Origin of the sequence: Duganella sp. SG902, from assembly GCF_013376005.1 — a bacterium.
Lineage (GTDB): Bacteria > Pseudomonadota > Gammaproteobacteria > Burkholderiales > Burkholderiaceae_D > Rugamonas.
Genome location: NZ_JABMJK010000003.1, coordinates 257,615 through 280,953, shown reverse-complemented (window position 1 = coordinate 280,953; position 23,339 = coordinate 257,615). Strand labels below are relative to the sequence as shown.

The 23,339-nt window shown below is 63.9% G+C and carries 21 protein-coding genes; 14 read left to right on the top strand and 7 right to left on the bottom strand.

The window, feature by feature from the left end:
- Positions 1-34 precede the first annotated feature (34 nt).
- The 4 genes from nudB to FHW83_RS07885 all read left to right on the top strand — a co-directional run bounded on the left by nudB (position 35) and on the right by FHW83_RS07885 (position 5,399).
- Positions 35-493 carry a dihydroneopterin triphosphate diphosphatase gene (gene nudB / locus FHW83_RS07900; protein WP_176645819.1) on the top strand — a complete coding sequence of 153 codons (459 nt, stop codon included), beginning with the start codon at positions 35-37 and terminating at the stop codon, positions 491-493.
- A gap of 87 nt (positions 494-580) precedes the next feature.
- Complete coding sequence (locus FHW83_RS07895) at positions 581-2,524, top strand: M10 family metallopeptidase C-terminal domain-containing protein (RefSeq protein WP_176645818.1); 1,944 nt, start codon at positions 581-583, stop codon at positions 2,522-2,524.
- A 36-nt stretch (positions 2,525-2,560) separates the two neighbouring features.
- Positions 2,561-4,507 (top strand): M10 family metallopeptidase C-terminal domain-containing protein, encoded by a 1,947-nt coding sequence (locus FHW83_RS07890; RefSeq protein ID WP_176645817.1) that lies wholly within the window; start codon positions 2,561-2,563, stop codon positions 4,505-4,507.
- 76 nt (positions 4,508-4,583) lie between these two features.
- On the top strand, positions 4,584-5,399 hold the full coding sequence (locus tag FHW83_RS07885) for an endonuclease/exonuclease/phosphatase family protein (RefSeq protein WP_176645816.1): 816 nt from the start codon (positions 4,584-4,586) through the stop codon (positions 5,397-5,399).
- 12 nt (positions 5,400-5,411) lie between these two features.
- On the opposite strand, the gene FHW83_RS07880 is transcribed toward FHW83_RS07885, so the two are convergent.
- Complete coding sequence (locus tag FHW83_RS07880; protein ID WP_176645815.1) at positions 5,412-6,215, bottom strand: ABC transporter substrate-binding protein; 804 nt, start codon at positions 6,213-6,215, stop codon at positions 5,412-5,414.
- Positions 6,216-6,318: 103 nt separating this feature from the next.
- Here FHW83_RS07880 and clsB point away from each other — a divergent pair, with 103 nt between their 5' ends.
- The 7 genes from clsB (at position 6,319) to FHW83_RS07845 (ending at position 15,042) form a co-directional block, all read left to right on the top strand.
- Positions 6,319-7,482, top strand: coding sequence for a cardiolipin synthase ClsB (gene clsB, locus FHW83_RS07875; protein ID WP_176645814.1), 1,164 nt, complete (start codon positions 6,319-6,321; stop codon positions 7,480-7,482).
- A complete protein-coding gene (locus FHW83_RS07870) occupies positions 7,479-7,850 on the top strand; it encodes a S4 domain-containing protein (protein WP_176645813.1) in 372 nt (123 codons plus the stop codon). The genes clsB and FHW83_RS07870 overlap by 4 nt, the downstream gene beginning before the upstream one ends.
- Positions 7,851-8,057: 207 nt before the next feature.
- Positions 8,058-8,681, top strand: a complete 624-nt coding sequence (locus tag FHW83_RS07865; RefSeq protein ID WP_155466198.1) for a TetR/AcrR family transcriptional regulator — start codon at positions 8,058-8,060, stop codon at positions 8,679-8,681.
- Between the two features lie 39 nt (positions 8,682-8,720).
- Entirely contained in the window at positions 8,721-10,511 is a 1,791-nt protein-coding gene (locus tag FHW83_RS07860; RefSeq protein ID WP_176645812.1) for an acyl-CoA dehydrogenase C-terminal domain-containing protein, read from the top strand.
- 18 nt (positions 10,512-10,529) lie between these two features.
- On the top strand, positions 10,530-12,929 hold the full coding sequence (locus FHW83_RS07855) for a 3-hydroxyacyl-CoA dehydrogenase/enoyl-CoA hydratase family protein (protein WP_176645811.1): 2,400 nt from the start codon (positions 10,530-10,532) through the stop codon (positions 12,927-12,929).
- Positions 12,930-12,940: 11 nt separating this feature from the next.
- Complete coding sequence (locus FHW83_RS07850) at positions 12,941-14,137, top strand: acetyl-CoA C-acyltransferase (RefSeq protein ID WP_176645810.1); 1,197 nt, start codon at positions 12,941-12,943, stop codon at positions 14,135-14,137.
- A gap of 131 nt (positions 14,138-14,268) precedes the next feature.
- Positions 14,269-15,042 carry an enoyl-CoA hydratase gene (locus FHW83_RS07845; protein WP_176645809.1) on the top strand — a complete coding sequence of 258 codons (774 nt, stop codon included), beginning with the start codon at positions 14,269-14,271 and terminating at the stop codon, positions 15,040-15,042.
- A gap of 3 nt (positions 15,043-15,045) precedes the next feature.
- Here the strand turns inward: FHW83_RS07845 and FHW83_RS07840 are convergent, their stop codons facing one another.
- From FHW83_RS07840 to FHW83_RS07825, 4 genes are all read right to left on the bottom strand, one after another.
- Positions 15,046-15,327, bottom strand: coding sequence for a hypothetical protein (locus tag FHW83_RS07840; protein ID WP_176645808.1), 282 nt, complete (start codon positions 15,325-15,327; stop codon positions 15,046-15,048).
- A gap of 66 nt (positions 15,328-15,393) precedes the next feature.
- Positions 15,394-15,786: a VOC family protein gene (locus FHW83_RS07835; protein ID WP_176645807.1), complete on the bottom strand. Its 393-nt coding sequence runs from the start codon at positions 15,784-15,786 to the stop codon at positions 15,394-15,396.
- Between the two features lie 67 nt (positions 15,787-15,853).
- Positions 15,854-16,525: a GntR family transcriptional regulator gene (locus FHW83_RS07830; RefSeq protein WP_176645806.1), complete on the bottom strand. Its 672-nt coding sequence runs from the start codon at positions 16,523-16,525 to the stop codon at positions 15,854-15,856.
- On the bottom strand, positions 16,522-17,466 hold the full coding sequence (locus FHW83_RS07825) for a dihydrodipicolinate synthase family protein (protein WP_176645805.1): 945 nt from the start codon (positions 17,464-17,466) through the stop codon (positions 16,522-16,524). The genes FHW83_RS07830 and FHW83_RS07825 overlap by 4 nt, the downstream gene beginning before the upstream one ends.
- Positions 17,467-17,637: 171 nt before the next feature.
- Here FHW83_RS07825 and FHW83_RS30635 point away from each other — a divergent pair, with 171 nt between their 5' ends.
- Complete coding sequence (locus FHW83_RS30635) at positions 17,638-18,249, top strand: PEP-CTERM sorting domain-containing protein (RefSeq protein ID WP_176645804.1); 612 nt, start codon at positions 17,638-17,640, stop codon at positions 18,247-18,249.
- Positions 18,250-18,280: 31 nt separating this feature from the next.
- On the opposite strand, the gene FHW83_RS07815 is transcribed toward FHW83_RS30635, so the two are convergent.
- Positions 18,281-19,174 carry a serine protease gene (locus tag FHW83_RS07815; protein ID WP_176645803.1) on the bottom strand — a complete coding sequence of 298 codons (894 nt, stop codon included), beginning with the start codon at positions 19,172-19,174 and terminating at the stop codon, positions 18,281-18,283.
- A 123-nt stretch (positions 19,175-19,297) separates the two neighbouring features.
- Here FHW83_RS07815 and FHW83_RS07810 point away from each other — a divergent pair, with 123 nt between their 5' ends.
- Positions 19,298-20,407, top strand: coding sequence for a catalase family protein (locus FHW83_RS07810; protein ID WP_176645802.1), 1,110 nt, complete (start codon positions 19,298-19,300; stop codon positions 20,405-20,407).
- Here FHW83_RS07810 and FHW83_RS07805 read toward each other — a convergent pair whose 3' ends face one another.
- Positions 20,408-21,169 carry an ABC transporter substrate-binding protein gene (locus FHW83_RS07805; protein ID WP_176645801.1) on the bottom strand — a complete coding sequence of 254 codons (762 nt, stop codon included), beginning with the start codon at positions 21,167-21,169 and terminating at the stop codon, positions 20,408-20,410.
- Positions 21,170-21,316: 147 nt separating this feature from the next.
- Here FHW83_RS07805 and FHW83_RS07800 point away from each other — a divergent pair, with 147 nt between their 5' ends.
- Positions 21,317-23,293 carry an ATP-binding protein gene (locus tag FHW83_RS07800; protein ID WP_176645800.1) on the top strand — a complete coding sequence of 659 codons (1,977 nt, stop codon included), beginning with the start codon at positions 21,317-21,319 and terminating at the stop codon, positions 23,291-23,293.
- Positions 23,294-23,339 lie beyond the last annotated feature (46 nt).

Here is a 23,339-nt window from a genome sequence, read left to right as displayed (position 1 = left end):
AAGGCGCCGCGGCGCCTTTTCTTTTATTGTGCCTATGAAGCCTTACAAGATTCCTGAATCAGTGCTGGTGGTGATCCACGCCGCCGATTTGCAAGTGCTGCTGATCGAGCGCGCCGACAAGCCGGGCTTCTGGCAATCGGTCACCGGCTCGCTGGACGCGCCGGACGAGCCGCTGCTGCAAACCGCTACCCGCGAACTGTACGAAGAAACCGGCATCGTGGCCGACGGCCAGACCATCGTGCTGCGCGACTGGCACCTGTCCAACATCTACACGATTTACCCGGTCTGGCGCCACCGCTATGCGCCCGGCGTCACCGAAAACACCGAGCACGTTTTCAGCGTGGAAGTCCCGCGCGACATCGCCATCACCCTCAGCCCGCGCGAGCACGTCAATTACATCTGGCTGCCGTATCTGGAAGCCGCCGACAAATGCTTCTCGCCATCCAACGCCGAGGCCATTCTGCAACTGTCGCGCTTTCAGCACCAAATTTAATTCTTGATAATTAGTCTTCTGGTAAGTTGGCTTGCTATTGATTACAATCAATGGTCCTGATGCAATCCAAATTTCCAGAAAGAATGTATGTCATCGCCTACCGCGTCCAGTCCCACCAGCAAGGTCGATTTACTCGATATTAATCTCTACGATGCATTGATAGCGGGGCTGAAATGGGGCGGCAAGGTGGGGACAGGCATTACCATCACCTACAGCTTTCCATGGACCAGCAGTAATTCCGCCGTATTCTCCGGTGCCAACGGTACCCCGTATTCCTCCGATGATGAGCCGAACGCGACCTCTCATTACGGACTCACCACCGTGCAGCAGGACGCTTTCCGCAACGCCCTGCAGACCTGGGCCGATGTGGCCGACATCAAGCCGGTGGAAGTGAAGGAGAGCGCCACCCTGGTGGGGGATATCCGTGTCGGCTGGACCTCTGCAACCGACACGACCAGCGACGGGGACACGGCGTGGGGCTGGGCATATTTCCCCAATAACACCTATCCGCAAGGTGGCGATATCTGGATCAGTACCATGTCCACCGGCGCCAACCCCAGCGGCAAGTGGGTGGCCGGCTCATACAACTACATGTCATTGATCCACGAACTGGGGCATGCACTCGGCTTGAAGCACCCATTTGAAGGTACAACCGTGTTGGATAGCGATCTCGATAATCGCCAGTACACCGTGATGGCCTACGACGATCCGCCGCATGACCTGTTCGTCGACGTCACCGATGACGGCAGCACGCACAGCTGGTCGTCCTTCTACGTGTCGCCGCAGACGCCGATGGTGGCCGACATTGCTGTCATCCAGTATCTGTACGGCGCCAATATGAGCTACCACCGTGGTGACGACGTCTACACCTTTGACCCGTCGACGCCGTTCTTGCGCACCATCTGGGATGCGGGCGGCAACGACACTATTTCGGTCGCCAACTTCACCAACGGCTGCACCATCGACTTGCTGGACGGGTCTTACTCGTCGATTGCGATACCGTCCGACACCGGCGCCGGTTATAACTGGACCAAGGCGCCGCCCACGCCCACTTATGACGGCACCGACAACCTTGGCATTGCGCTGGGCGCGATAATCGAGAACGCCATCGGCGGCAGCGGCGACGATATCCTGTGGGGAAACGAGGTGAACAACCATCTGCAGGGCAACGCCGGCTTCAATCTGCTGAATGGCTACGGCGGGACCGACACGGTGGTCTATACCGGCAAGTTTGCCGACTATACCGTCAGCGTGGAGTCGGATGGCTATTATCAGGTGGAGGCACGCAACGGTACGCAGACCGACATCATGAACCAGGTTGAGCGCCTGAGCTTCAAGGATGTGACCATGGCGCTGACGGTCGACGGTCTGGCCGAGGATGCGCTGACGGCCCAGTATACGGCGCTGGCGCAGAAATTCTATGTGGCGTATTTTGGCCGCCCGGCCGATCCGAATGGCCTGGCGAACATGGTATCCCAGCTCAGCGCCGCCAAGGCGCCCACCATCGCGGACGGCATCGTGCTGGCCTACCAGACCAATCCGGCCATCAAGCAGCTGGTCGACAGCTTCGGCAACAGCGAGGAATCGGCGCTGTTGTACAAGGGCACCAACAACCATGACTTCGTGGTGTCGATCTTCACCCACCTGCTGGGCCGCACGCCGCCGGAAGGGCCGGGACTGGACTTCTGGGTCAATGCGCTGGACAGCGGCAATGTGGCGCGCAGCCTGGCGGCGATGAACATCGTTGGCGGCGCCGAAGCAAACACGACAGATCAGGGTAAGATAGATGCCGCCCTGGTCGCCAACCGCGTGCTGGTGGCTGACAACTTCACGGTGGCGCTGAACGTGCCGGCGCTGGTGGCCAATTACGCCGGCGCGGAGGCGGCCAGCGCGGCGCGCGCGCTGCTCGATGCCGTCACCCAGAGCACGCCGGTGGTCAGCTACGAGAGCACGGTGCTGAGTACGATCGCCAAGTTGCCAGTGCAACTGGTGGGGGTGCAGCCAGTGGCGCACGACGGGCTATTTGCCTGAGAGAGATACACAGATAACAACGAAGGAGTTTTTGTCATGCCCAGCCCCAGCACTACCGGCCAGACCAGCGACGTCAATAATAGCGGCCAACTGACCATCGACGCCCTGCTGGGCGGCAGTAAATGGGGGGGCGCGACCGGTACCGGCGCCACCGTCACTTACAGCTTCCCGTGGACCACCAATACCACCGCCGTGTTCGCCGGTCCGAACGGCGTGTATTCCGACCTGAACGAAAACACCGCCACCCAGCATTACGGCCTGAACGCCATCCAGCGAACCGCCGCGCAAAATGCGCTGCAGGCCTGGGCCGACGTGGCCAACGTCACGCCGGTGCTGGTGCAGGATAGCAGTACCGTGGTGGGGGATATCCGTCTGGCGTTCACGTCGGCGTCGAACACGTTCAGCGATGGCTCGTCCCCATGGGGCTGGGCGTCTTATCCCGATCCTTATTACCCGTCCGGCGGCGACGTCTGGATCAGCTCGGCGTTGACCGACACGGACTGGTCCGTCGGTTCCTACAACTACATGTCGCTGATCCATGAACTGGGTCATGCACTCGGCCTCAAGCACCCGTTCGAGGATGGCACGCTGGATCTGGCGCACGCCAACCGCCAGTACTCCATCATGGCGTACGATGATGCGCCTAAGAGCCTGTTCGTCGACATCACGGAAACCTCACGCAGCTATTACTGGCAGTCCTACCATGTAGTGCCGGATACGCCGATGGTGAACGATATCGCCGCCATCCAGTACCAGTATGGCGCCAATCTGAGCTACAAGACCGGCAACGATACCTACACCTTCGATCCGTCGACGCCCTTCCTGCGCACCATCTGGGACGCGGGCGGCAATGACACCATCTCGGTGGCCAACTTCACCAACGGCAGCGTGATTGATCTCACCCCGGGGAATTATTCATCGATCCATATCCCGTCGGACCTGCGCACCGATATTGACTGGGGCGACACGCCGCCACCCACCCCTACTTATGACGGCACCAACAACCTGGGCATCGCCTATGGCGCCTGGATCGAGAACGCCATTGGCGGCAGCGGCGACGATACGCTGATCGGCAACAGCCTGGCTAATCATCTGCAGGGCAATGGCGGCAGCAATGTGCTGGACGGTGGCAGCGGTATTGACACCGCGGTCTATGGCGGCAATTTCAGCGCCTATAGCTTTAGCTCCAGCAGCAGTGGCTACAGCGTCACGCTGAACAGCAATCCGGCGCAGAAGGATAAGCTGACCAACATCGAACGCCTCAGCTTTGCCGACGGCAGCATGGCGCTCAACGTCAACAGCCTGGCGGAGGACGCCACCCAAGCGCAGTACGTGCAGCTGGCGCAGAAATTCTACGTGGCCTACTTCGGCCGCCCGGCCGACGCCAACGGCCTGGCCAATATGGTGGCCCAGCTGAGCGCGGCCGGCGCGCCCACCACCGCCGACGGCATCGTGCTGGCGTACCAGACCAATGCCGCCGTCAAGCAACTGGTCGACAGCTTCGGCAACAGCGAGGAATCGGCGGTGTTGTACAAGGGCGCCAGCAATCATGATTTCGTGGTGTCGATTTTTGTTCATCTGCTGGGCCGCACGCCGCCGGAAGGGCCGGGCCTGGATTTCTGGGTGAGCGCGCTGGATGGCGGCAACGTGGCGAAAAGCCTGCTGGCGCTGAACATCGTCGGCGGCGCCGAGGCCAACACTACGGCGCAAGGCAAGATCGATGCCGCCCTGGTGGCCAACCGGGTGGTGGTGGCGTCCAACTTTACCGCCTTGCTGGACCAGCCATCCGAGATCGCCGGCTATGCGGGCTACGCGGCAGCGGCTACGGCGCGGTCCATGCTGGACGGGGTCAACCAGGACACCAATCTGCTCAGTTATGAAAGCACGGTGTACAGCACCGTGTCGCACATGGCCACCACCGGCTCGCTGGCGGAAGTCGTTGGCCTCAGCCAGGCATACGGCCATGGCGCACTGATGGCCTGAGCAGTCTGCGGCGAGGGTGCGGGACCGCACACAGGAGACCTGTCGCGGCCCCGGACTCAGGGTTAAAATGGATGACATGAAGATCCGTGTCGCCACCTACAATATTCATAAGGGCGTGTCCGCCATCCGCGCGGAACCGCGCGTGCTGGCGCTCAAACAGGCGATCGGGATGTTCGATGCCGATGTGGTTTTTTTGCAGGAGGTGCAGGGCAAGCACGACCTCAAAGCCGCCAAATACGGCGCCGAGCACCTCGGCCACAAGCATTGGCCCGCTGCGGCGCAGCATGAATTTTTCGCCGGCGAATCGCGCTATCTGCATTCGGCCTACGGCATGAACGCGATCTACGATCACGGCCATCACGGCAATGCGCTGCTCAGCGCCTTCCCCATCGCCAGCCAGGCCAACCGCGACGTGTCCGACCATGCCTACGAGCAGCGCGGCATCCTGCACTGCGTGCTGAACACGCCGCACGGGCCGGTGCATTGCTATGTGGTGCATCTGGGCTTGTTCGAGGGCAGCCGCCGCAGGCAGACGCAGGCGCTGATTTCGGCCGTCCAGGAAACCGCGCCGAACGACGAGCCGGTGGTCATCGCCGGCGACTTCAACGACTGGCGCAACACCCTCAGCGACGAGCTGCGCAACGCGCTCGGCGTGCGCGAGGCGTTCGACGAGATCGGCGGCAATTCGGCGCTCGATGAAGTGCTGCGCAAGCTGCGCCGCAAGACCGGCGTCGCGCCCGCCCGCACCTTCCCGGCCGGCCTGCCGTTCTTCCGCCTCGACCGCATCTATGTGCGCGGCTTCAAGGTCGAGACGGCGGAGGTGATGCACGGCAGCCTGTGGGCCAAGCTGTCCGATCACGCGCCCATCGTGGCCAACCTGACGCTGGCCTGAGCCGGGCCGTGCTTATTTGCGGCTCAAGCTGGCGACGTCGAGTTTGATGTCCAGCCCCTGCAGGCTGGCGTTCAGCATGGCGATATTGGTTTTGCCGGCCACCAGTTCTTTGAGCCGCGCCTCGAACGCGTCGTGGTATTTCACGCAGGGGCTGCTTTTGCTGAAGGCGAAATAGTTCTTGTCCTCGGTCAGGAACGGGCGCATGGCCATGAAGCGGGCGCCAAGGCCGTGCCGCGCCAGATAGGTTTCGCCGGTGAACAGCCCGACCACGAAATAGTCGATGCGGCCCAGGCCCAACTTGCGGAAATTGGTGTCGGCGGTGCCCGATTCCTCCAGCTGCAGATGGCTGGCCGCGTACTGCGAGAACTCCGTGCCGAAGGTGTTGCCGAGCGAGATGCCGCCCCGGTGCTGCGCCAGGTCGCCCCAGTGGTTGAAGATGAAGGCGCGCTGGCGGTCGACAAACACCGCCACCGGATTGGGGAACGCCGGCGTGCGCACGAATTCCAGATAGCGTTCGCGCTCCGGCTGGATTTTCAGCGTCGCCACCAGGTCGACGGCGCCGGCGGCGGCGTTCGCCAGCACGCGCTTCCACGGACCGACGTAGCGCACCTCGTGGGGAATCTGCAGGTCGGACAGGACCCGGGCGGCCAGCTCGACACTGGGGCCGCGCAAGGTCTTGCCGTCATACCAGTGCAAGGGGGGATAATCGGGATCGGCGGAGACGATCACCTTGGCGCACCCCGCGGGCTCCGCCGCCGCGGCCCAGGGCGCCAGCGATGCCATCAGCAGACAACAGGATAGGATGGGCACTCCCATGCATGGCACTCCGTGCGTTAGGCCTCCGAGCCGAATTGCAATTTATTATAGACTTGTTTCTTGTAATCCGCCCTATTTCATGACACGAGGTTAGAATCTGGCGATGCGTACCGTTAATTTCCTTGCCGATAACGAGGTCAGGCTGCTGCATACCGGCACCGACTACTTTCCCGCGCTGATCGACGCCATCGACAACGCGCAGTACGAGGTGTATTTCGAGACCTATATCTTCGCCGGCGACGACACCGGCCAGAAGGTGTTGGCCGCGCTGATCGGCGCCGCCCAGCGCGGCGTGCAGGTGCGCATGATTACCGACTGGTGGGGCACCGGCCGCCGCCAGGTCAACAGCATGCACGAGCAGCTGGTCGCCAAGGGCGTCGAGCACCGCATGTTCAACCCTTGGTTCAGGCGCGGCGTCACGCGCACGCACCGGAAAATCTGCGTGGTGGACCGCCAGGTCGCGTATGTCGGCGGCATCAACATCAACGACGACATGTTCTGCGATTACGATCACAGCAAGCCGCTGTCGGCGCCGCGCTGGGACTTCGCGGTGCAGGTGCGCGGGCCGCTGGTGGCCGACATCCAGATGGAGGCGGTGACGCAGTGGCGCCGCCTGGGCAAGCTGGGCCTCATCAAGCGGATCGGCCTCTACCGCGATATGCGCAAGGTGCAGAAGATCGCCGCCCAGCACGCCGTGCAGGCCGGCTTCGTGGTGCGCGACAATCTGCGCAACCGCAGGACCATTCAGCGCGCCTACCTGCAGGCGCTGGGCCGCGCGCGCAAGAGCGTGCTGTTGGCCAATCCGTATTTCGCGCCCAGCCGCAAGTTCCGCCAGGCGCTGATTTCCTGTGCCGAGCGCGGCGTGGAGGTGGTGTTGCTGATCGGCGTAGGCGAGATTTGGCTGCAGGATGCGGTGGCGCACTCTTTCTATCCAAAGCTGCTTGCGGCGGGCGTCAAAGTGGTGGAATATCACAAGACGCAATTGCACGCCAAGGTGGCGGTGATCGACGACGACTGGGCCACGGTCGGCTCCAGCAATGTCGACGGCCTGAGCCTGTTCCTGAACCAGGAAGCCAATGTGGTGATCAAGGATGCGGCGTTCGCGCAAAGCCTGCGCAAGCACATCGAGGATGCGGTGGCCGAAGGCAAGCTCATCACCTACGATGACTTCGAGCACGTCGGCCATGTGCGGCGCATCGGCTACGAGGTTGCGTTTGTGTTTTATAAATTACTGATGCGGGTGTTCGCAGTGGGGAAATACGCGTGAGCGAAGGTGTACGACTCGATAAATGGCTGTGGGCGGCGCGTTTCTTCAAGACCCGTTCGCTGGCCACGGACGCCATCTCGCTGGGCCGCGTGATCGTCAACGGCGACCGCGCCAAGCCGGCGCGCAACGTCAAGCTGGGCGACGTGCTGGAGATCGACAACGGTTCCGACCAGTGGGAAGTGGACGTGATGGGCTTGTCGGACGTGCGCGGCCCGGCCACCGTCGCCCGCAACCTCTACGAGGAGACCGACGTGAGCGTCGCACGCCGCGCCGCCGTGGCCGAAAACCGACGCCTCTACCGCGAACCGGGCACGACGATCAAGGGCCGTCCAACCAAGCGCGACCGCCGCGAACTGGACAAGCTGTAAAGTAAATTTCTTCCTCGCATTGCTGCGTCGCAGCAATAGAACGCCACCTCTAACAGTACTGTTTGACATTCACCCCCAAGTGGATAATAGTACGAGCGTTCGCAATTCTTTTCACACAGAGTAAATTTAACTGGAGCAGAATAATCTTTCTCCATGATTTGAAAACTTACTCTGGGATGCAATCTTATTAATACCTCAACTAAATTTATGCGCAAAGGCGAGTTAACCCGCGCTGCAATCCTCGACGTGGCCCTGGACCTGGCCAGTCGCGATGGTCTGGAGGGTCTGACCATCGGATTGCTCGCGGATAAGATGAACATGAGCAAATCCGGTGTGTTCGCGCACTTCGGATCGCGTGAAGATTTGCAGTTGGAAGTACTGAAGCTGTATCACCACCGCTTCGAGCAGGAAGTGTTCTTCCCCAGCGTCAAGGAGCCGCGCGGCATCCAGCGCCTGAAGGCGATGTTTGCGCGCTGGGTCAAGCGGGTCAGCGTGGAGGTGGCCTCGGGCTGCATCTACATCAGCGGCGCCGTGGAATATGACGACCGCCCCGGTCCGATCCGCGAAGAGCTGATGGCGATGGTCGGCGCCTGGCAGGGCGCGCTGCTGCGCTGCGTGAAGCAGTCGGTGGAATGCGGCGACCTCAAGGCCGACACCGATCCGCAACAGCTGGTGTACGAGATGTACGGCCTGATCTTGGCCCTGCACCACGATGCGCGCTTCCTGCGCATCCCGGGCAGCCTGGAGCGCGCCGGCAAGGGCTTCGAGCGCTTGATCGAGACGTATCGCAATCCGCAATCGCCGGCAGCGGTGGTCGCACAAGCTGGTTAATTAATTCAAACACTCAAAAGTAGTCATCAGGAGAAAATCATGGGTCAATATGTCGCACCAATCCGGGATATGCAATTCGTTCTGCACGAGCTGCTGAAAGTGGAAGACGAACTGAAGGCGCTGCCGAAGCACGCGGAAATCGATGCCGACATCATCAACCAGGTGTTGGAAGAGGGCGGCAAGTTCACCTCGGAAGTGCTGTTCCCGCTGAACCACTCGGGCGACCGCGAAGGCTGCAAGCACGACGCCGCCACCAGCACCGTGACCACTCCCAAAGGCTTCAAGGAAGCCTACAAACAATACGTGGAAGGCGGCTGGGCCGCGCTGGCGTGCGATCCGGAATACGGCGGCCAGGGCCTGCCGGTGGTGATGAACAACTCGTTCTACGAGATGCTGAACTCGGCCAACCAGGCCTGGACCATGTACCCGGGCCTGTCGCACGGCGCCTACGAGTGCCTGAAGGAACACGGCACCGACGAACAGAAAAAACTGTACCTGCCGAAGCTGGTGTCGGGCGAGTGGACCGGCACCATGTGCCTGACCGAACCGCACTGCGGCACCGACCTGGGCATGCTGCGCTCGAAAGCCGTGCCACAGGCGGACGGCTCGTGGCTGATCACCGGCAACAAGATCTTCATCTCGGCCGGCGAACACGACATGTCGGAAAACATCCTGCACCTGGTGCTGGCCCGCGTGCCGGACGCGCCGGAAGGCTCGAAAGGCATCTCGCTGTTCCTGGTGCCGAAGTTCCTGCCGAACGCCGACGGCACCATCGGCGAACGCAACCCGATCTTCTGCGGCGCCATCGAAGAGAAAATGGGCATCCACGGCAACTCGACCTGCCAGATGAACCTGGACGGCGCGCGCGGCTGGATCATCGGCCAGCCGAACAAGGGCCTGCAAGCCATGTTCGTGTTCATGAACGCCGCCCGCCTGGGCGTCGGCATGCAGTCGCTGGGCCTGACCGAAGTGGCTTACCAGAATGCGCTGATCTACGCCAAGGACCGCATCCAGATGCGCTCGCTGACCGGCCCGAAAGCACCTGATAAGCCAGCCGACCCGATCATCGTGCACCCGGACGTGCGCCGCATGCTGTTGACCGGCAAGGCCTACGCCGAAGGCGCGCGCGCCTTCACCTCCTACGTGGCGCTGCAGATCGACCGCGAACTGAACCACCCGGACGAGGACGTACGCAAGGAAGCCGCCGACGAAGTCGCGCTGCTGACCCCGATCGTCAAGGCCTTCATCACCGACAACGCCTGGATCGCCACCTCGGAAGCGATGCAAGTCTACGGCGGCCACGGCTACATCAGCGAGTGGGGCATGGAGCAGTACGTGCGCGACGCCCGCATCAACCTGATCTACGAAGGCACCAACACCGTGCAGTCGCTGGACCTGCTGGGCCGCAAGATCCTGGGCGACAACGGCGCCAAGCTGCGCAAGTTCGGCGAGAAGATCAAGGCCTATGTGGAAGAGAACGGTCTGGACGAAAAAATGTCCGAGTTCATCACCCCGCTGGGCGACCTGGGCGACAAAGTGCAGAAGCTGACCATGGAAATAGGCATGAAAGCCTTCCAGAACGCCGACGAAGTGGGCGCGGCCGCCGTGCCTTACCTGCGCGTGGTGGGCCACTTGGTGTACTCGTACTTCTTCGCCCGCATGGCGCAGATCGCGCTGGAAAAAGAAGACAGCGGCGACACCTTCTACAAATCGAAACTGGCCACCGCGCGCTTCTACTTCGCCCGCCTGCAACCAGAAACCGCCACCCTGATCCGTCAGGCGCGCTCGGGCTCCGCCAACCTGATGGCACTCGACGCCGACCTGTTCTAAGCAACCAGAGGAAACGACATGACCAATTTCATCGTTAAAAAAGTAGCCGTGCTGGGCGCCGGCGTGATGGGCGCGCAGATCGCTGCCCACTGCGTCAACGCCAAAGTGCCAGTCGTTCTGTTCGACCTGCCAGGAAAAGAAGGCACGCCTAAGAACGGCATCGTCCTGAAGGCCATCGAGAACCTGAAAAAACTGTCGCCTGCACCGCTGGGCAACAAAGAACACGCGGCGCTGATCGAAGTCGCCAACTACGAAGACGACCTGGCCAAGCTGGCCGAGTGCGACCTGATCATCGAAGCCATCGCCGAGCGCCTGGACTGGAAGCACGACCTGTACAAGAAAGTCGCGCCGCACATTTCGGCCAACGCGATCTTCGCCTCGAACACCTCGGGCCTGTCGATCGGCAAGCTGGCCGAAGGCTTTGACGCGGACCTGAAGTCGCGCTTCTGCGGCGTGCACTTCTTCAACCCACCGCGCTATATGCACCTGGTTGAAATCATCCCGACCCCGGACACCAAGCCGGAAATCGCCGACCAGCTGGAAGGCTTCCTGACCTCGACCCTGGGCAAGGGCGTGGTCCGTGCCAAGGATACGCCTAACTTCATCGCCAACCGCGTGGGCGTGTTCGGCATCCTGGCCATCGTGCACGAAGCCGAGAAGTTCGGCCTGTCGGTGGACGTGGTCGACGATCTGACCGGCGCCAAGCTGGGCCGCGCCAAGTCGGGCACCTTCCGCACCGCGGACGTGGTCGGCCTGGACACCATGGGGCACGTGATCAAGACCATGCAGGACTACCTGCCGAACGATCCGTTCGCCGCCGTCTACAAGACCCCTGAAGTGCTGGCCAAGCTGGTGGAGAAGGGCGCGCTGGGCCAGAAGACCGGCGCCGGCTTCTACAAAAAAGTAGGCAAGGAAATCCAACGCCTGGACTTCGCCACCGGTGAATACGTGCCGGGCGGCGCCAAGGCCGCCGACATCGTGGCACGCATCCTGAAAGAAAAGGATCCGGTCAAGAAGATGAAGGCCATGCGCGAATCGACCAACCCGCAAGCGCAGTTCCTGTGGGCGATCTTCCGCGACGCTTTCCACTACATCGCCGTGCACCTGGAAAGCATCGCCGACAACGCGCGCGACATCGACTTCGCCATGCGCTGGGGCTTCGGCTGGACCACCGGTCCGTTCGAAACCTGGCAAGCCGCCGGCTGGACGCAAGTGGCGCAGTGGGTGAAAGAAGACATCGAAGCCGGTCGCGCGCTGTGCAACGCGCCGCTGCCAGCATGGGTGTTCGAAGGCCCTGTGGCTGAAAAAGGCGTGCACACCCCAGAGGGTTCGTGGTCGCCAGCCGCCAAGGCATACATCCCGCGTTCCGACCTGGCGGTCTACAAGCGCCAGGAATTCCGCGCGCCGGTACTGGGCTCGGGCGAAATCGACGGCCGCAAAGCCGGCACCACCTTCCACGAGGACGACGACGTGCGCATCTGGCACTCGGGCGACGACGTGCTGGTGATCTCGCTGAAGACCAAGATGCACGTGATCAGTCCGGGCGTGATCGCCGGCTTCAAGAAAGCACTGGCCGAAGCCGAGAAAAACTTCAAGGGCCTGGTGATCTGGAGCGCGGACGCGGCCGACGGCGGCGCGTTCTCGGCCGGCGCCGACCTGCAATCGGCACTGCCAGCCTTCATGGCCGGCGGCGCCAAGGCGGTGGACCCGATCATCCGCGAACTGCAAGACACCTTCATGGCGATGAAATATTCGAACGTGCCGGTGGTGGCGGCGGTGGCCGGCCTGGCGCTGGGCGGCGGCTGCGAGATGGCTCTGCACGCATCGAAGCGCGTGGCGTCGATCGAATCGTACATCGGCCTGGTGGAAGTGGGCGTGGGCCTGATTCCAGCCGGCGGCGGCCTGAAAGAAGCGGCACTGCGCGCTTACAAGGAAGCCAAGGGCACCGACATCCTGCAATTCCTGAAAACCGGCTTCACCAACGCGGCCACCGCCAACGTGTCGAAATCGGCGCTGGAAGCGCAAGCGATGGGCTACCTGAAAGAAGACGACGTGATCGTGTTCAACCCATACGAGCTGCTGCACGTCGCCAAGACCGAAGCGCGCGCCATGTTCGACAAGGGCTACCGCGCGCCGCTGAAGGCGCCGATCCAGGTGACCGGCCGCTACGGCTGGGGCACCATCAAGGCGCAACTGGTCAACATGCGCGATGGCGGCTTCATCTCGGCGCACGACTTCAAACTGGGCGACATGATTGCGGAAATCGTGAGCGGTGGCGACATCGATCAGGGTTCGTTCGTGAGCGAGCAGTGGCTGCTGGACATGGAGCGTAAAGCGTTCCTCGAGCTGCTGAATCATCCGAAGACCCAAGAGCGCATCATGGGCATGCTGCAAACCGGTAAGCCAGTCCGCAACTAAGGAATAAGACAATGAGCAAACAAGTTCAAGACGCATACATCGTCGCCGCTACCCGTACTCCTATCGGCAAAGCGCCGCGCGGCATGTTCAACAAGACCCGCCCGGACGACCTGCTGGTCAAGGTGATCCAATCGGCCCTGGCGCAGGCGCCAGGCCTGGACCCGGCGCTGATCACCGACGCCATCATCGGCTGCTCGTTCCCGGAAGCGGAGCAGGGCTTCAACATCGCCCGTCAATCGGTGCTGCTGGCAGGCCTGCCACGCACCGTCGGCGGCGTGACCATCAACCGCTACTGCGCGTCGGGCATCACCGCCCTGGCCATGGCGGCGGACCGCATCCGCGTCGGTGAAGCCGATGTGATGCTGGCTGGCGGCGTGGAATCGATGTCCATGGTGCCTATGATGGGCCACCACCCATCGATGAACCTGAACATGTTCACCGACGAAAACGTCGGCATGGCCTACGGCATGGGCCTGACCGCCGAGAAAGTGGCGGAGCAGTGGAAAGTGTCGCGTGAAGACCAGGACGCGTTCTCGGTGGAATCGCACCGCCGCGCCATCGCCGCGCAGCAGGCCGGCTTCTTCAAGGACGAGACCACGCCGGTGGAAATCATCACCCGCACGCCTGACCTGTCGACCGGCGAAATCAAAGTCAAAACCCGCACCGTCGATACCGACGAGGGCGCGCGTCCGGAAACCAGCATCGAAACGCTGGGCAAGCTGAAGCCGGTGTTCGCGGCCAAGGGTTCGGTCACCGCAGGTAACAGCTCGCAGATGTCCGACGGCGCCGGCGCGCTGCTGGTGGTGTCCGAGAAGATCCTGAAGGAACACAACCTGACCCCGCTGGCCAAGTTCTCGTCGTTCGCCGTCAAGGGCGTGCCGCCGGAAATCATGGGCATTGGTCCGAAGTTCGCGATTCCCGAGGCGTGCAAGGCCGCCGGCATCACCCAGGATCAGCTGGACTGGATCGAGCTGAACGAAGCGTTTGCCGCGCAGGCGCTGGCCGTGATCCGCGATCTGGGCCTGGACACCGCCAAGGTCAACCCGATGGGCGGCGCGATCGCCCTGGGCCACCCGCTGGGCGCGACCGGCGCCATCCGCGCGGCCACCGTGGTGCACGCACTGCGCCGCAACAACCTGAAATACGGCATGGTCACCATGTGCGTAGGCGCAGGCATGGGCGCGGCCGGCATCATCGAGCGCGTTTAATCTAGACACTGCCGGTGGCGCCAGCTCATCGGCAGCCAGACCGTCATTCCGGCGAAGGCCGGAATCCATAGAACGCGAGCGCGGTATGGATTCCGCCTTCGCCGGAATGACGTGAGGCTTTGGAGACACTCATGGAAATTTTGAGCAGCATTAACGACGGCATCCTGACCCTGGAATTCAACCGTCCCGAGCGCAAGAACGCGATCACCGCCGCGATGTACCAGACCATGGCCGACGCCCTGAACGACGCCGAAGGCAACGCCGACGTGCGCGCCATCCTGATCGTCGGCAAGCCGGAGATCTTCACCGCAGGCAACGACCTGGAAGACTTCATGAAAAACGCCCCGACCAGCGGCGCGATCGAGGACCGTTCCGTCTACAAATTCATGATGGCGCTGAGCGGCTCGACCAAGCCGGTGGTGGCGGCGGTATCGGGCAACGCGGTCGGCATCGGCACCACGCTGCTGATGCACTGCGACCTGGTGTACGCGGCCGACAACGCCAAGTTCTCGATGCCGTTCGTGCAGCTGGGTCTGTGCCCGGAATTCGCGTCCAGCCTGCTGCTGACCCAAATCGCCGGCTACCCGCGCGCCGCCGAAAAGCTGATGCTGGGCGAAGCGTTCGGTGCCCAGGAGGCGCTGGAGATGGGACTGATCTCGAAGGTGTTGCCGGTGGAAGAACTGCGCGCGTTTGCCGAAGGCCAGGCTGCCAAGCTGGTCGCGCTGCCGGCCAGCTCGATCCGCGTGACCAAGGAACTGATGAAAGCCGCGCGCAAAGCGCCGGTCAGCGACGCCATCGCCGCCGAAAACAAACACTTCGGCGCCATGCTGTCCTCCCCGGAGGCGCGCGAAGCCTTCATGGCCTTCTTCCAGAAGCGCAAGCCGGACTTCAAGCAGTTCGCTTGAAATTCACTGAGGCAGATAGCGCAAGACAGCGATAATCAAGCTGGTTTGCGCTATCAAGCCAGCGAAGAACCATTTCAGCATGTCAGCCTTGAGTTCTGCGATTTGCTCTTTGACATAAAGCGTTACCCATTCCTTTAATCGCACTTCGAATTCCTTCAAGTCATCTTTGGTGACGACCTGGTTCATCACTTCCGTCAACACTTGTGCGTGCACCTCCGCCTGGTCTCGCGGTACACCTACCGCTTCAAGCCGCTTGCAATAACCGAGGGTATCGAGTGAGTTCATTCGTTCAGTATGTGCTTTCCCTTGGTGATTGCAAGCGCGGCGTTATGAGCTGCGTCAACACTTCGTCTAAGACGCTGTCCACACCAGATTCCACAGATGGCCATCGAGGTCTTCAAAGCCCTGGTCGTACATGAAGCCGTGGTCTTCCGGCGGGTGGGGGATGCGGGCGCCGGCGGCGGAGGCCTTGGCGATCAGGCTGTCGAGCTCCTCGCGGCTCTCGCAGCTGAGGCAGATGATGACTTCGTTGGCTTCCCGGGCCTGCACCACCGGCTTGTTGATGAAGGAGTGGAAGAAGTCCTCGGTCATCAGCATGGCGCGGATGCTGCCTTCCACGATTTCCATGAACGCCGCTTTCTCGCTGCTGTATTGTGGGTTGAAAGTAAAGCCGAGCGCGGCGAAGAAGGACTTGGATTTCTCCAGGTCTTTGACCGGCAGGTTGAAGATGATCTCTTTTTTCATGACGCCTCCACGTTGAAAAGTTGGGTATTACCTTCTCACGACGAACGGCGGCGCCTGAAATCGACAATTATTTCGACGGCCGCCGCTGCGACAAGATAAATTGTTCCAGATCCTTGCTGGCGTGCTCGATGTGGCGCTTCAACAGCGCGGCCGCGCCGCGCACGTCGCCGGCACGGCAGAGCTGGACCAGCTCCTCATGTTCCTGCTGCGCTTGGCGGATGCTGTCGGCGCTGAGCGACAATTGCATGCGCGTGTAGCGGTCGGTCTGCTGCAGCAGGGTGGCGACGATGGCGGCCGTGCGCGGCTGCCCGGCGCGCGACAGCAGCACGTCGTGCAGACGCGTGTTGAGCTCGCCCCAGCGGGTGGTGTGCTGGGCGTGCAGCTCCACCTTGTACTCGGCCAGGATGGCGTCCAGCTCGGCGTAATCCTGCGCCGTCAGCCTGGGCGCGGACTTCTTCAGCAGCAGCGGCTCCAGCAGGGCGCGCAGCATGAACAGCTCGTTGATCTCGTCGATCGACAAGCCGGACACCACCGCGCCCTTGTGCGGGACGATTTTCACCAGCCCCTCGCCCTCCAGCTGCACCAGCGCCTCGCGCACCGGAATCCGGCTGATGCCGAACTCGGCCGCGAGGGCGTCCTGCCGCAGCGAGACGCCTTCCGGCAGCTCGCCCGAAATGATCTTGCGGCGCAGCGCGTCGGCCGCCTGCTCCGCTACCGTGGTGACGGCAAATCCCTTCACGCGGCCACTTCTTTCGACCAGTTGGCGTACCAGCCGCGGAACAGCGCGTACTGGGTTTCCGCGTAGCGGCGCTGGCTGGCGCTCAGTTCGTCGCTTGCGTTGAAGTGCAGGGTGTATTCGGTGTCGCCGTTCAGCACCATCAGGTATTTGTAGAACAGCACCAGGTCGGTGCCCTCGTCGAACGAGGACAGCACCAGCAGCGCGGCTTCCAGCTCGCGCGCCTGACGGCGCGCCACGGCGTCGCCGGCGGCGGCCTTGCGCGACAGCGAGACCAGATGCAGCACTTCGCGCGGCAGCGCATTGCCGATGCCGGTGATGGCGCCGGTCGCTCCGCAGTTGACGAAGCCATGGAACACCTGGGTGTCCACGCCCACCATCAGGGTCACGTTGTCGTCCTGGCTGGTGATGTGCTCGGCCGCGTAGCGCAGGTCGGCGGCGCCGCCGAATTCCTTGAAGCCGATCAGGTTGGGGTGCTTGGCGCGCAGTTCGAAGAACAGGTCGGCGCGGGTGGCGAAGCCGTAGTACGGGCTGTTGTAGATCACGGCCGGCAGCTTGGGCGCGGCTTCCAGGATGGCCGAGAAGTGCGCCTTTTGCGCCGCCGGCGACGAACCGCGCGACAGCAGGCGCGGAATCACCATCAGGCCCTGCGCGCCGACCTTGGCCGCGTGCGCCGCGTGCGACACCGCCTCCTTCGAGTTGACGGCGCCGGTGCCGACGATGGTCGGCACGCCGGCCGCCACCAGGCGCGCCACGCCTTCCTGGCGCTGCGCTTCGGTCAGCAGGGGCCAGTCGCCCATCGAGCCGCAGTACACCACGGCGCTCATGCCGGCGTCGATCAGCTCACGGCCTTTTTTGACCAGCGCGTCGTAGTCGGGGGTGCGGTCGGCCTTGCACGGGGTCATCAGGGCCGGGATGGTGCCGGTGAAAATGTTGTCGCTCATGGTGGTTCCTTCGGGCTGCGTTAGAGGGTTCAAACATCATACCGATTTTGGATATTTTATACAATCTGAAAATTTGACCGCTTGCGGACGGGGCCGCCAATCGTGCGCTGTGGCCCTTACTGTCGCGTTAAACTGGTTGAACATTATAATTTTTATATGAAGGGGATAGTGATGAGAAAACTAGTAGCTGCACTGGCTTTCGCCGGGCTGGCCGCCAGCGCCATGGCGGAAAACGTCGCGCTGAACGCGAGCGTTACGCTGTCCAACACGGCTGGTTTTGGCGACAGCTCCGGCTGGGATGGCGGCCTGCTGGCGGACGCCGCCACCGTGACCGATGGAGTGTTCCTGCCAATCAACACGCAATGGAATGTTGGCACGGTGTTCTGGACCGGCAATTACGGGGTGGACACCATCACCGTCACGCTGGCGCACCAGTCGCTGGTCAACGAACTGGTGATCCAGGCCGACAACGACAACAACTACCTGGTCGAATACCTGAACAGCGCCAATGTGTGGCAAACGGCCGCCGTGTTGTCGCCCAACCGCAGCTGGGGACAGGATAACGGCAGCGCCACGCTGGCGGCACCGGTGTTGACCACGGCCTTCCGCATCAGCGGCACCGGCGACGCCGGCGACCTGCGCTTCTCGGTATCGGAATTCCAGGCCATCGGCCAAGTGGTGGCGGTGCCGGAGCCGGCCACCTACGGCATGCTGGGCGCCGGGCTGGCCCTGTTGGGCCTGGTCGCGCGCCGCCAGTCGCGCCGCGCCAGCATCGGTCGCTAAGGGGATAGCGCGGCGCGTGCGGCAAACGGCCTTAGCGGACGATCGCCTTGCACGCGGCGCTGCCGTTCTGGCAAGCCTGCACCCAGTCCCGATAGTAGGAAACGCGCGTGTAAATCCCGACCTTGTCGGGTAGCGCGCAGCCCTCGCCCCAACTGACGATGCCCATCAGGCGCTCGTCCTTCCCAGCTTGCCCGACCAGCGGGCCGCCGCTGTCGCCCTGGCAGCTGTCGGTGCCGCCGCTCTCGTTGCCGGCGCACAGCATATCGTCGGTGATGGCGCCGTTGTAGGCTTCCGGCCGGTTGCAGCGTGGCGTCGGCACGAACGGGAAGCGCGCATAGTTCAGGACGCGCGAGCCTTGCCCGCCCATGCTGGTGGCGCCCCAGCCGGTCACGGTGGCCGGCGTTTGCGCGGCGAGAATCGCGGCTTCCTCCTGCTTGCCGGCGAGCGCGATCCGCTTGATCTCGGCGCCCGGCTTGAGCGGCTGGGCCAGCCGCAGCAGCGCGATGTCGTGGCCCTTGTCGGCCGAGGTGTAATCGGCGTGCATCAGGATTTGCTGGACGCCGACGCGCTTGGCGTCGCTGTTCAGCACATGGGTGCCGGCGACGATGCTGAGGTCGGCCGCTTCATTGCCGACCACGCAGTGGGCCGCCGTCAGCACCCACTGTTCCGCGATCAGCGAGCCGCCGCAGAAATGCGCGGCGTAGGCATCGGGAATCGCGGCCACGCCCAGCGACACCTGCCACGGGAACTGACCGGCCGCCGCCGCCTGCCCGCCCACCACGCTTGGCGTGTCACGGGCGAGGTATTTGCGGATGGCCTGCTTGAATTCGGGCGAGCCCTTGGTCAGCAAATTGGCCAGCGGCTTGGGCTGTTGTGCGCCGGCCAGCAGCGGCAGCAGCGCGGCAATGGAAAGTAATTTCTTCATGGATGGCATCGCTTTTCCTCCTCCTGCGCGAAAGTATCACAAGCCCGCGCTGCGTGCGGCACGACACAGACGCGTGCGGCCACGCGGCGCAAGATGGCGCGAGCCACCCAACAAGGACGCCCCATGGACTTTCCCACCCGCCATTTGCACCAGCCCTTGCCCTACGATCCCGCCTATGAAGTGCCGGAGGAGGACGAGGCTGAAACCACCGCCAGCCTGATCGAGGCGATGCGGCACATCGCCGCCACCGTCGACCAGGACACCGGCCATGCCCACCGCGGCGTGCACGCCAAGAGCCACGGCCTGCTGCGCGGCGAGCTGCGCGTGCTGGACAACCTGCCGCCCGATTACGCGCAGGGCCTGTTCCGCCATCCCGGCGCCGCCTGGCCGGTGGTGCTGCGCCTGTCGACCACGCCCGGCGACCTGCTGGACGACAAGGTCTCCACCCCGCGCGGCATGGCGATCAAGGTGGTGGGCGTGCCCGGCGCGCGCCTGCCCGACGGCGTCGGCGATGTCACGCAGGATTTTGTGATGGTCAACGGCCCCACCTTCCAGGCGCCGACCGCGCACCAGTTCCTCGGCAGCGTCAAGCTGCTGGCCGCCACCACCGACAAGGCGCCCGGCCTGAAGAAGGCGCTGTCGGCCGCGCTGCGCGGCGCCGAGAAGGTGGTGGAGGCGGTGGGCGGCGAGAGCGTCGCGCTCAAGGGCCTGGGCGGCCATCCGGAAACCCACATCCTGGGCGAGACCTTCTACACCGTGGTGCCCATCCTGTACGGGCGCTACATGGCCAAGCTGTCGCTGGCGCCGCTGTCGCCGGCGCTGCGGGCGTTGAAGGACCAGCCGGTCGCGCTGGAGCACAAGCCCAACGGCCTGCGCGGCGCGGTGGTGGACTTCATGACCGAAAACGCGGCCGAGTGGGAGCTGCGGGTGCAGCTGTGCACCGACCTGGCCAGCATGCCGATCGAGGACGCCAGCGTGGAGTGGAGCGCGCCGTGGGTGCCGGTGGCCCGCGTCAGCGCGCCGCCGCAGGCCGGCTGGACGCACGGCCTGTCGGTGCTGGTGGACGACGGCATGCAGTTCAATCCCTGGCATTGCATCGCCGAGCACCGCCCGCTCGGTTCCATCATGCGCGTGCGGCGCGCGGTGTATGCCGCCTCGGGCCGCTTCCGCGCCGAGCGCAACCGCGTTTCGCTGGCCGAGCCGCACAACCTCGACCACTGGCGCGAGCATTGATCACGGTTCGCCGTAGCGGCCGCGTATCGCGCCCAGCACGCCCTGGTGCTCCAGCCGCGTGATGGCGGCGTTGATGCGGTCCAGCTCGGCCTGGGTGGTGGTGCGCTTGTTGAGCATGAGGTGCACCGGCGCCCGCAGCGCCACCAGCGGCAGCGGGCTGATGGCGACGCCCTGCGCCCTGGCCGCGTGGCGCAGGGCGCCGCTGTCGCCGAGGATGAGATCGGCGCGGCCGGCGTCCAGCATGCGCAAGCCCTGCTGGAAACTGGTGAAGGTGCTGAGCCGGCCGGTGGCGCTCAGCGTCGGCTGCGCGCGCGCATAGGCCGCGCCGTACCAGCCCACCTTGGGCGCCAGCAGCGCCAGCTTGCTGTTCAGCAGCGCGTCCATGCTGGTGATGTGCTGGTAACGCCGGCGCGCGTTACTGCGCGAAAATACCCCCACGCTTTCGTGACGATAGGCCAGGCTGAAGCGCGCGTAGCGGCGCCGCTCGGCGGTGTCGGAGGCGGACAGCATCAGGTCCAGCTGGCCCTGCTCGAACAGGCGCTGGCGGCGCGCCGTGGGCAGCTCGGGCTGTACCGCCAGCTTGCAGCCGGCTTCCTTGACGATCGCTTGCGCCAGCTCCCAATCCAGTCCGGCGGGGGCGCCAGTCGGCTGGCTGTAGAGGTAGGGCGGCCATTGCTCGAGCGCCATGCTCAGTTCACACGCCTGCGCCTGCGCGGCCATGCCCAGAATGGCGATGGCGGATAACACGTGACGCGCTTGCATGCAGCAACCCTCTCTTGATCGATGGCTACAATTTGCCAGATATGCCGCGAATGTCAAGCGTGCCGGTTCTGTCCCGGACAAATGTGTATTGTGCGCCGCCGTACGCTACAGTTGTTAGTATTTCACTCTCAACCTTGGAAAGTTTCTATGCTGGCTCAGCCCGTTGCCTTGTTACCTGGTCCGCAGCGCACCCTGCCGCGCTTTATCGGCAGCGGCACGCCGATGCGCGACCTGGTGCAGGCCCACCGCTGGGAGGAAACGCCACTTGGCCCCTTGGCCGAGTGGCCGGTCTCGCTGCGCACGGCCGTCAGCGTGGTGATGCATTCGGTGCACCCGATGTTCCTGTGGTGGGGCGAGGAGCTGACCCAGATCTACAACGACGCCTACGTGCCCTGCTTTGGCGCCGGCAAGCACCCGCTGGCGCTGGGGCAGGGCGGGCGCGCGTGCTGGCCCGAGATCTGGTCCATCATCGGCCCGCAGATCGACGAGGTGCGCAACGGCCGCGAGGCGCGCTGGTACGCGGACAACCTGGTGCCGATCTGGCGCAACGGCCGCATCGAGGACGTCTACTGGAGCTACACCTACACCCCCGTGTTCAACGAGCGGGACGAGGTGGGCGGGGTGCTGGTGGTGTGTACCGAGACCACGGCGCAGGTGCTGGCCGAGCGCCGCCGCCACACGCTGGATCTGCTGGGCCGGCGCCTGCTGGGCTGCCGCAGCGAGCAGGACGTGGCCGCCGCGGTGGCGCAATCGACCATCGACAATCCGGGCGACCTGCTGGACATCAGCCTGCTCGACGGCGACGACGCCGTGGCCCGTCCGGCCAGCGACGTGCTGGTGATCCGGGGCGCCGAATTGCAGCTGTGCGCCGACCTGGCGCTGGCGTTCCGCGTGTCGCCGCGGCTGCCGGTGGATGGCGCCTACCGCCAGTTCCTGGAGCAGTACACGGCCACCGTGTGCGGCACCCTGAGCCGGCTGCAGAGCGACCGCGCGCTGGCCGAGGCCATGGCCGAGAGCGAACGCCTGAACGTCGACCTCAACCTGAGCTCGCGCACCAAGGATGAATTCCTGGCCATGCTGGGCCACGAGCTGCGCAACCCGCTGGCGCCGATCGTCACCGCGCTCAAGCTGATGAAGCTGCGCGACACCGAGACCGCGCCCGAGCAAGCCGTGATCCAGCGCCAGGTCGACCATCTGGTGCGGCTGGTGGACGACCTGCTGGACGTGTCGCGCATCGCCAGCGGCAAGGTCGAGCTGCGCAAGGAGACCGTGCCGCTGGCCGAGGTGCTCGACAAGGCCATCGAGATGGCCGGGCCGCTGCTGGAGCAGAAGCAGCACCGCCTGCTGGTCGATGTGCCGAGCGTGCGCTGGCATGGCGACCCGGCGCGGCTGGCGCAGGTGGTGTCCAACCTGTTGACCAACGCCGCGCGTTACACGCCCAGCGGCGGCCACATCACGCTCGGCACGCGCGTCAAGGGCGACACGGTGCAGATCCAGGTGACCGACGACGGCAACGGCATCGCGCCGGCGCTGCTGCCGCACATCTTTGATTTGTTTGTCCAGGGCAACCGCCAGCTGGACCGCGCCAAGGGCGGCCTCGGCATCGGGCTGGCGCTGGTGCGCAACCTGGTGCAGATGCATGGTGGCGAGGTCAGCGCCTACAGCGCCGGCGAGGGTCGTGGCAGCACCTTCACCATCACCTTGCCGGCCTCGGTGGTGGCCGAGGCGCCGCCGGCGCCCAGCCAGGAGACGCCGCCGCCGGCCGCAGGCGGCGGCCTGCGGGTGCTGGTGGTGGACGACAACCAGGATGCCGCCGATTCGCTGGGCGATTTGCTGGGGGCGCTGGGCTACCGGCCCACCGTGGCCTACGACCCGGCGCAGGCCATCGCGCTGGCCGCCGACGCCATGCCGGACGTGGCCATCCTCGACATCGGCCTGCCGGGCATGGACGGCTTCGAACTGGCCGGCCGCCTGCGCACGCTGCCCGGCGGCCCCGGCCTCAAGCTGGTGGCGCTGTCCGGCTACGGCCAGGAGCACGACAAGACGCGCAGCCGCGAGGCCGGTTTCGCCGCCCACCTGGTGAAACCCATCAATATCGGCGATTTACAAGTTTCGTTGTCATAAAGAGTTGCATTTTTCGTAAAGCAGCGCTTAGAATGGCTCCGGGGAA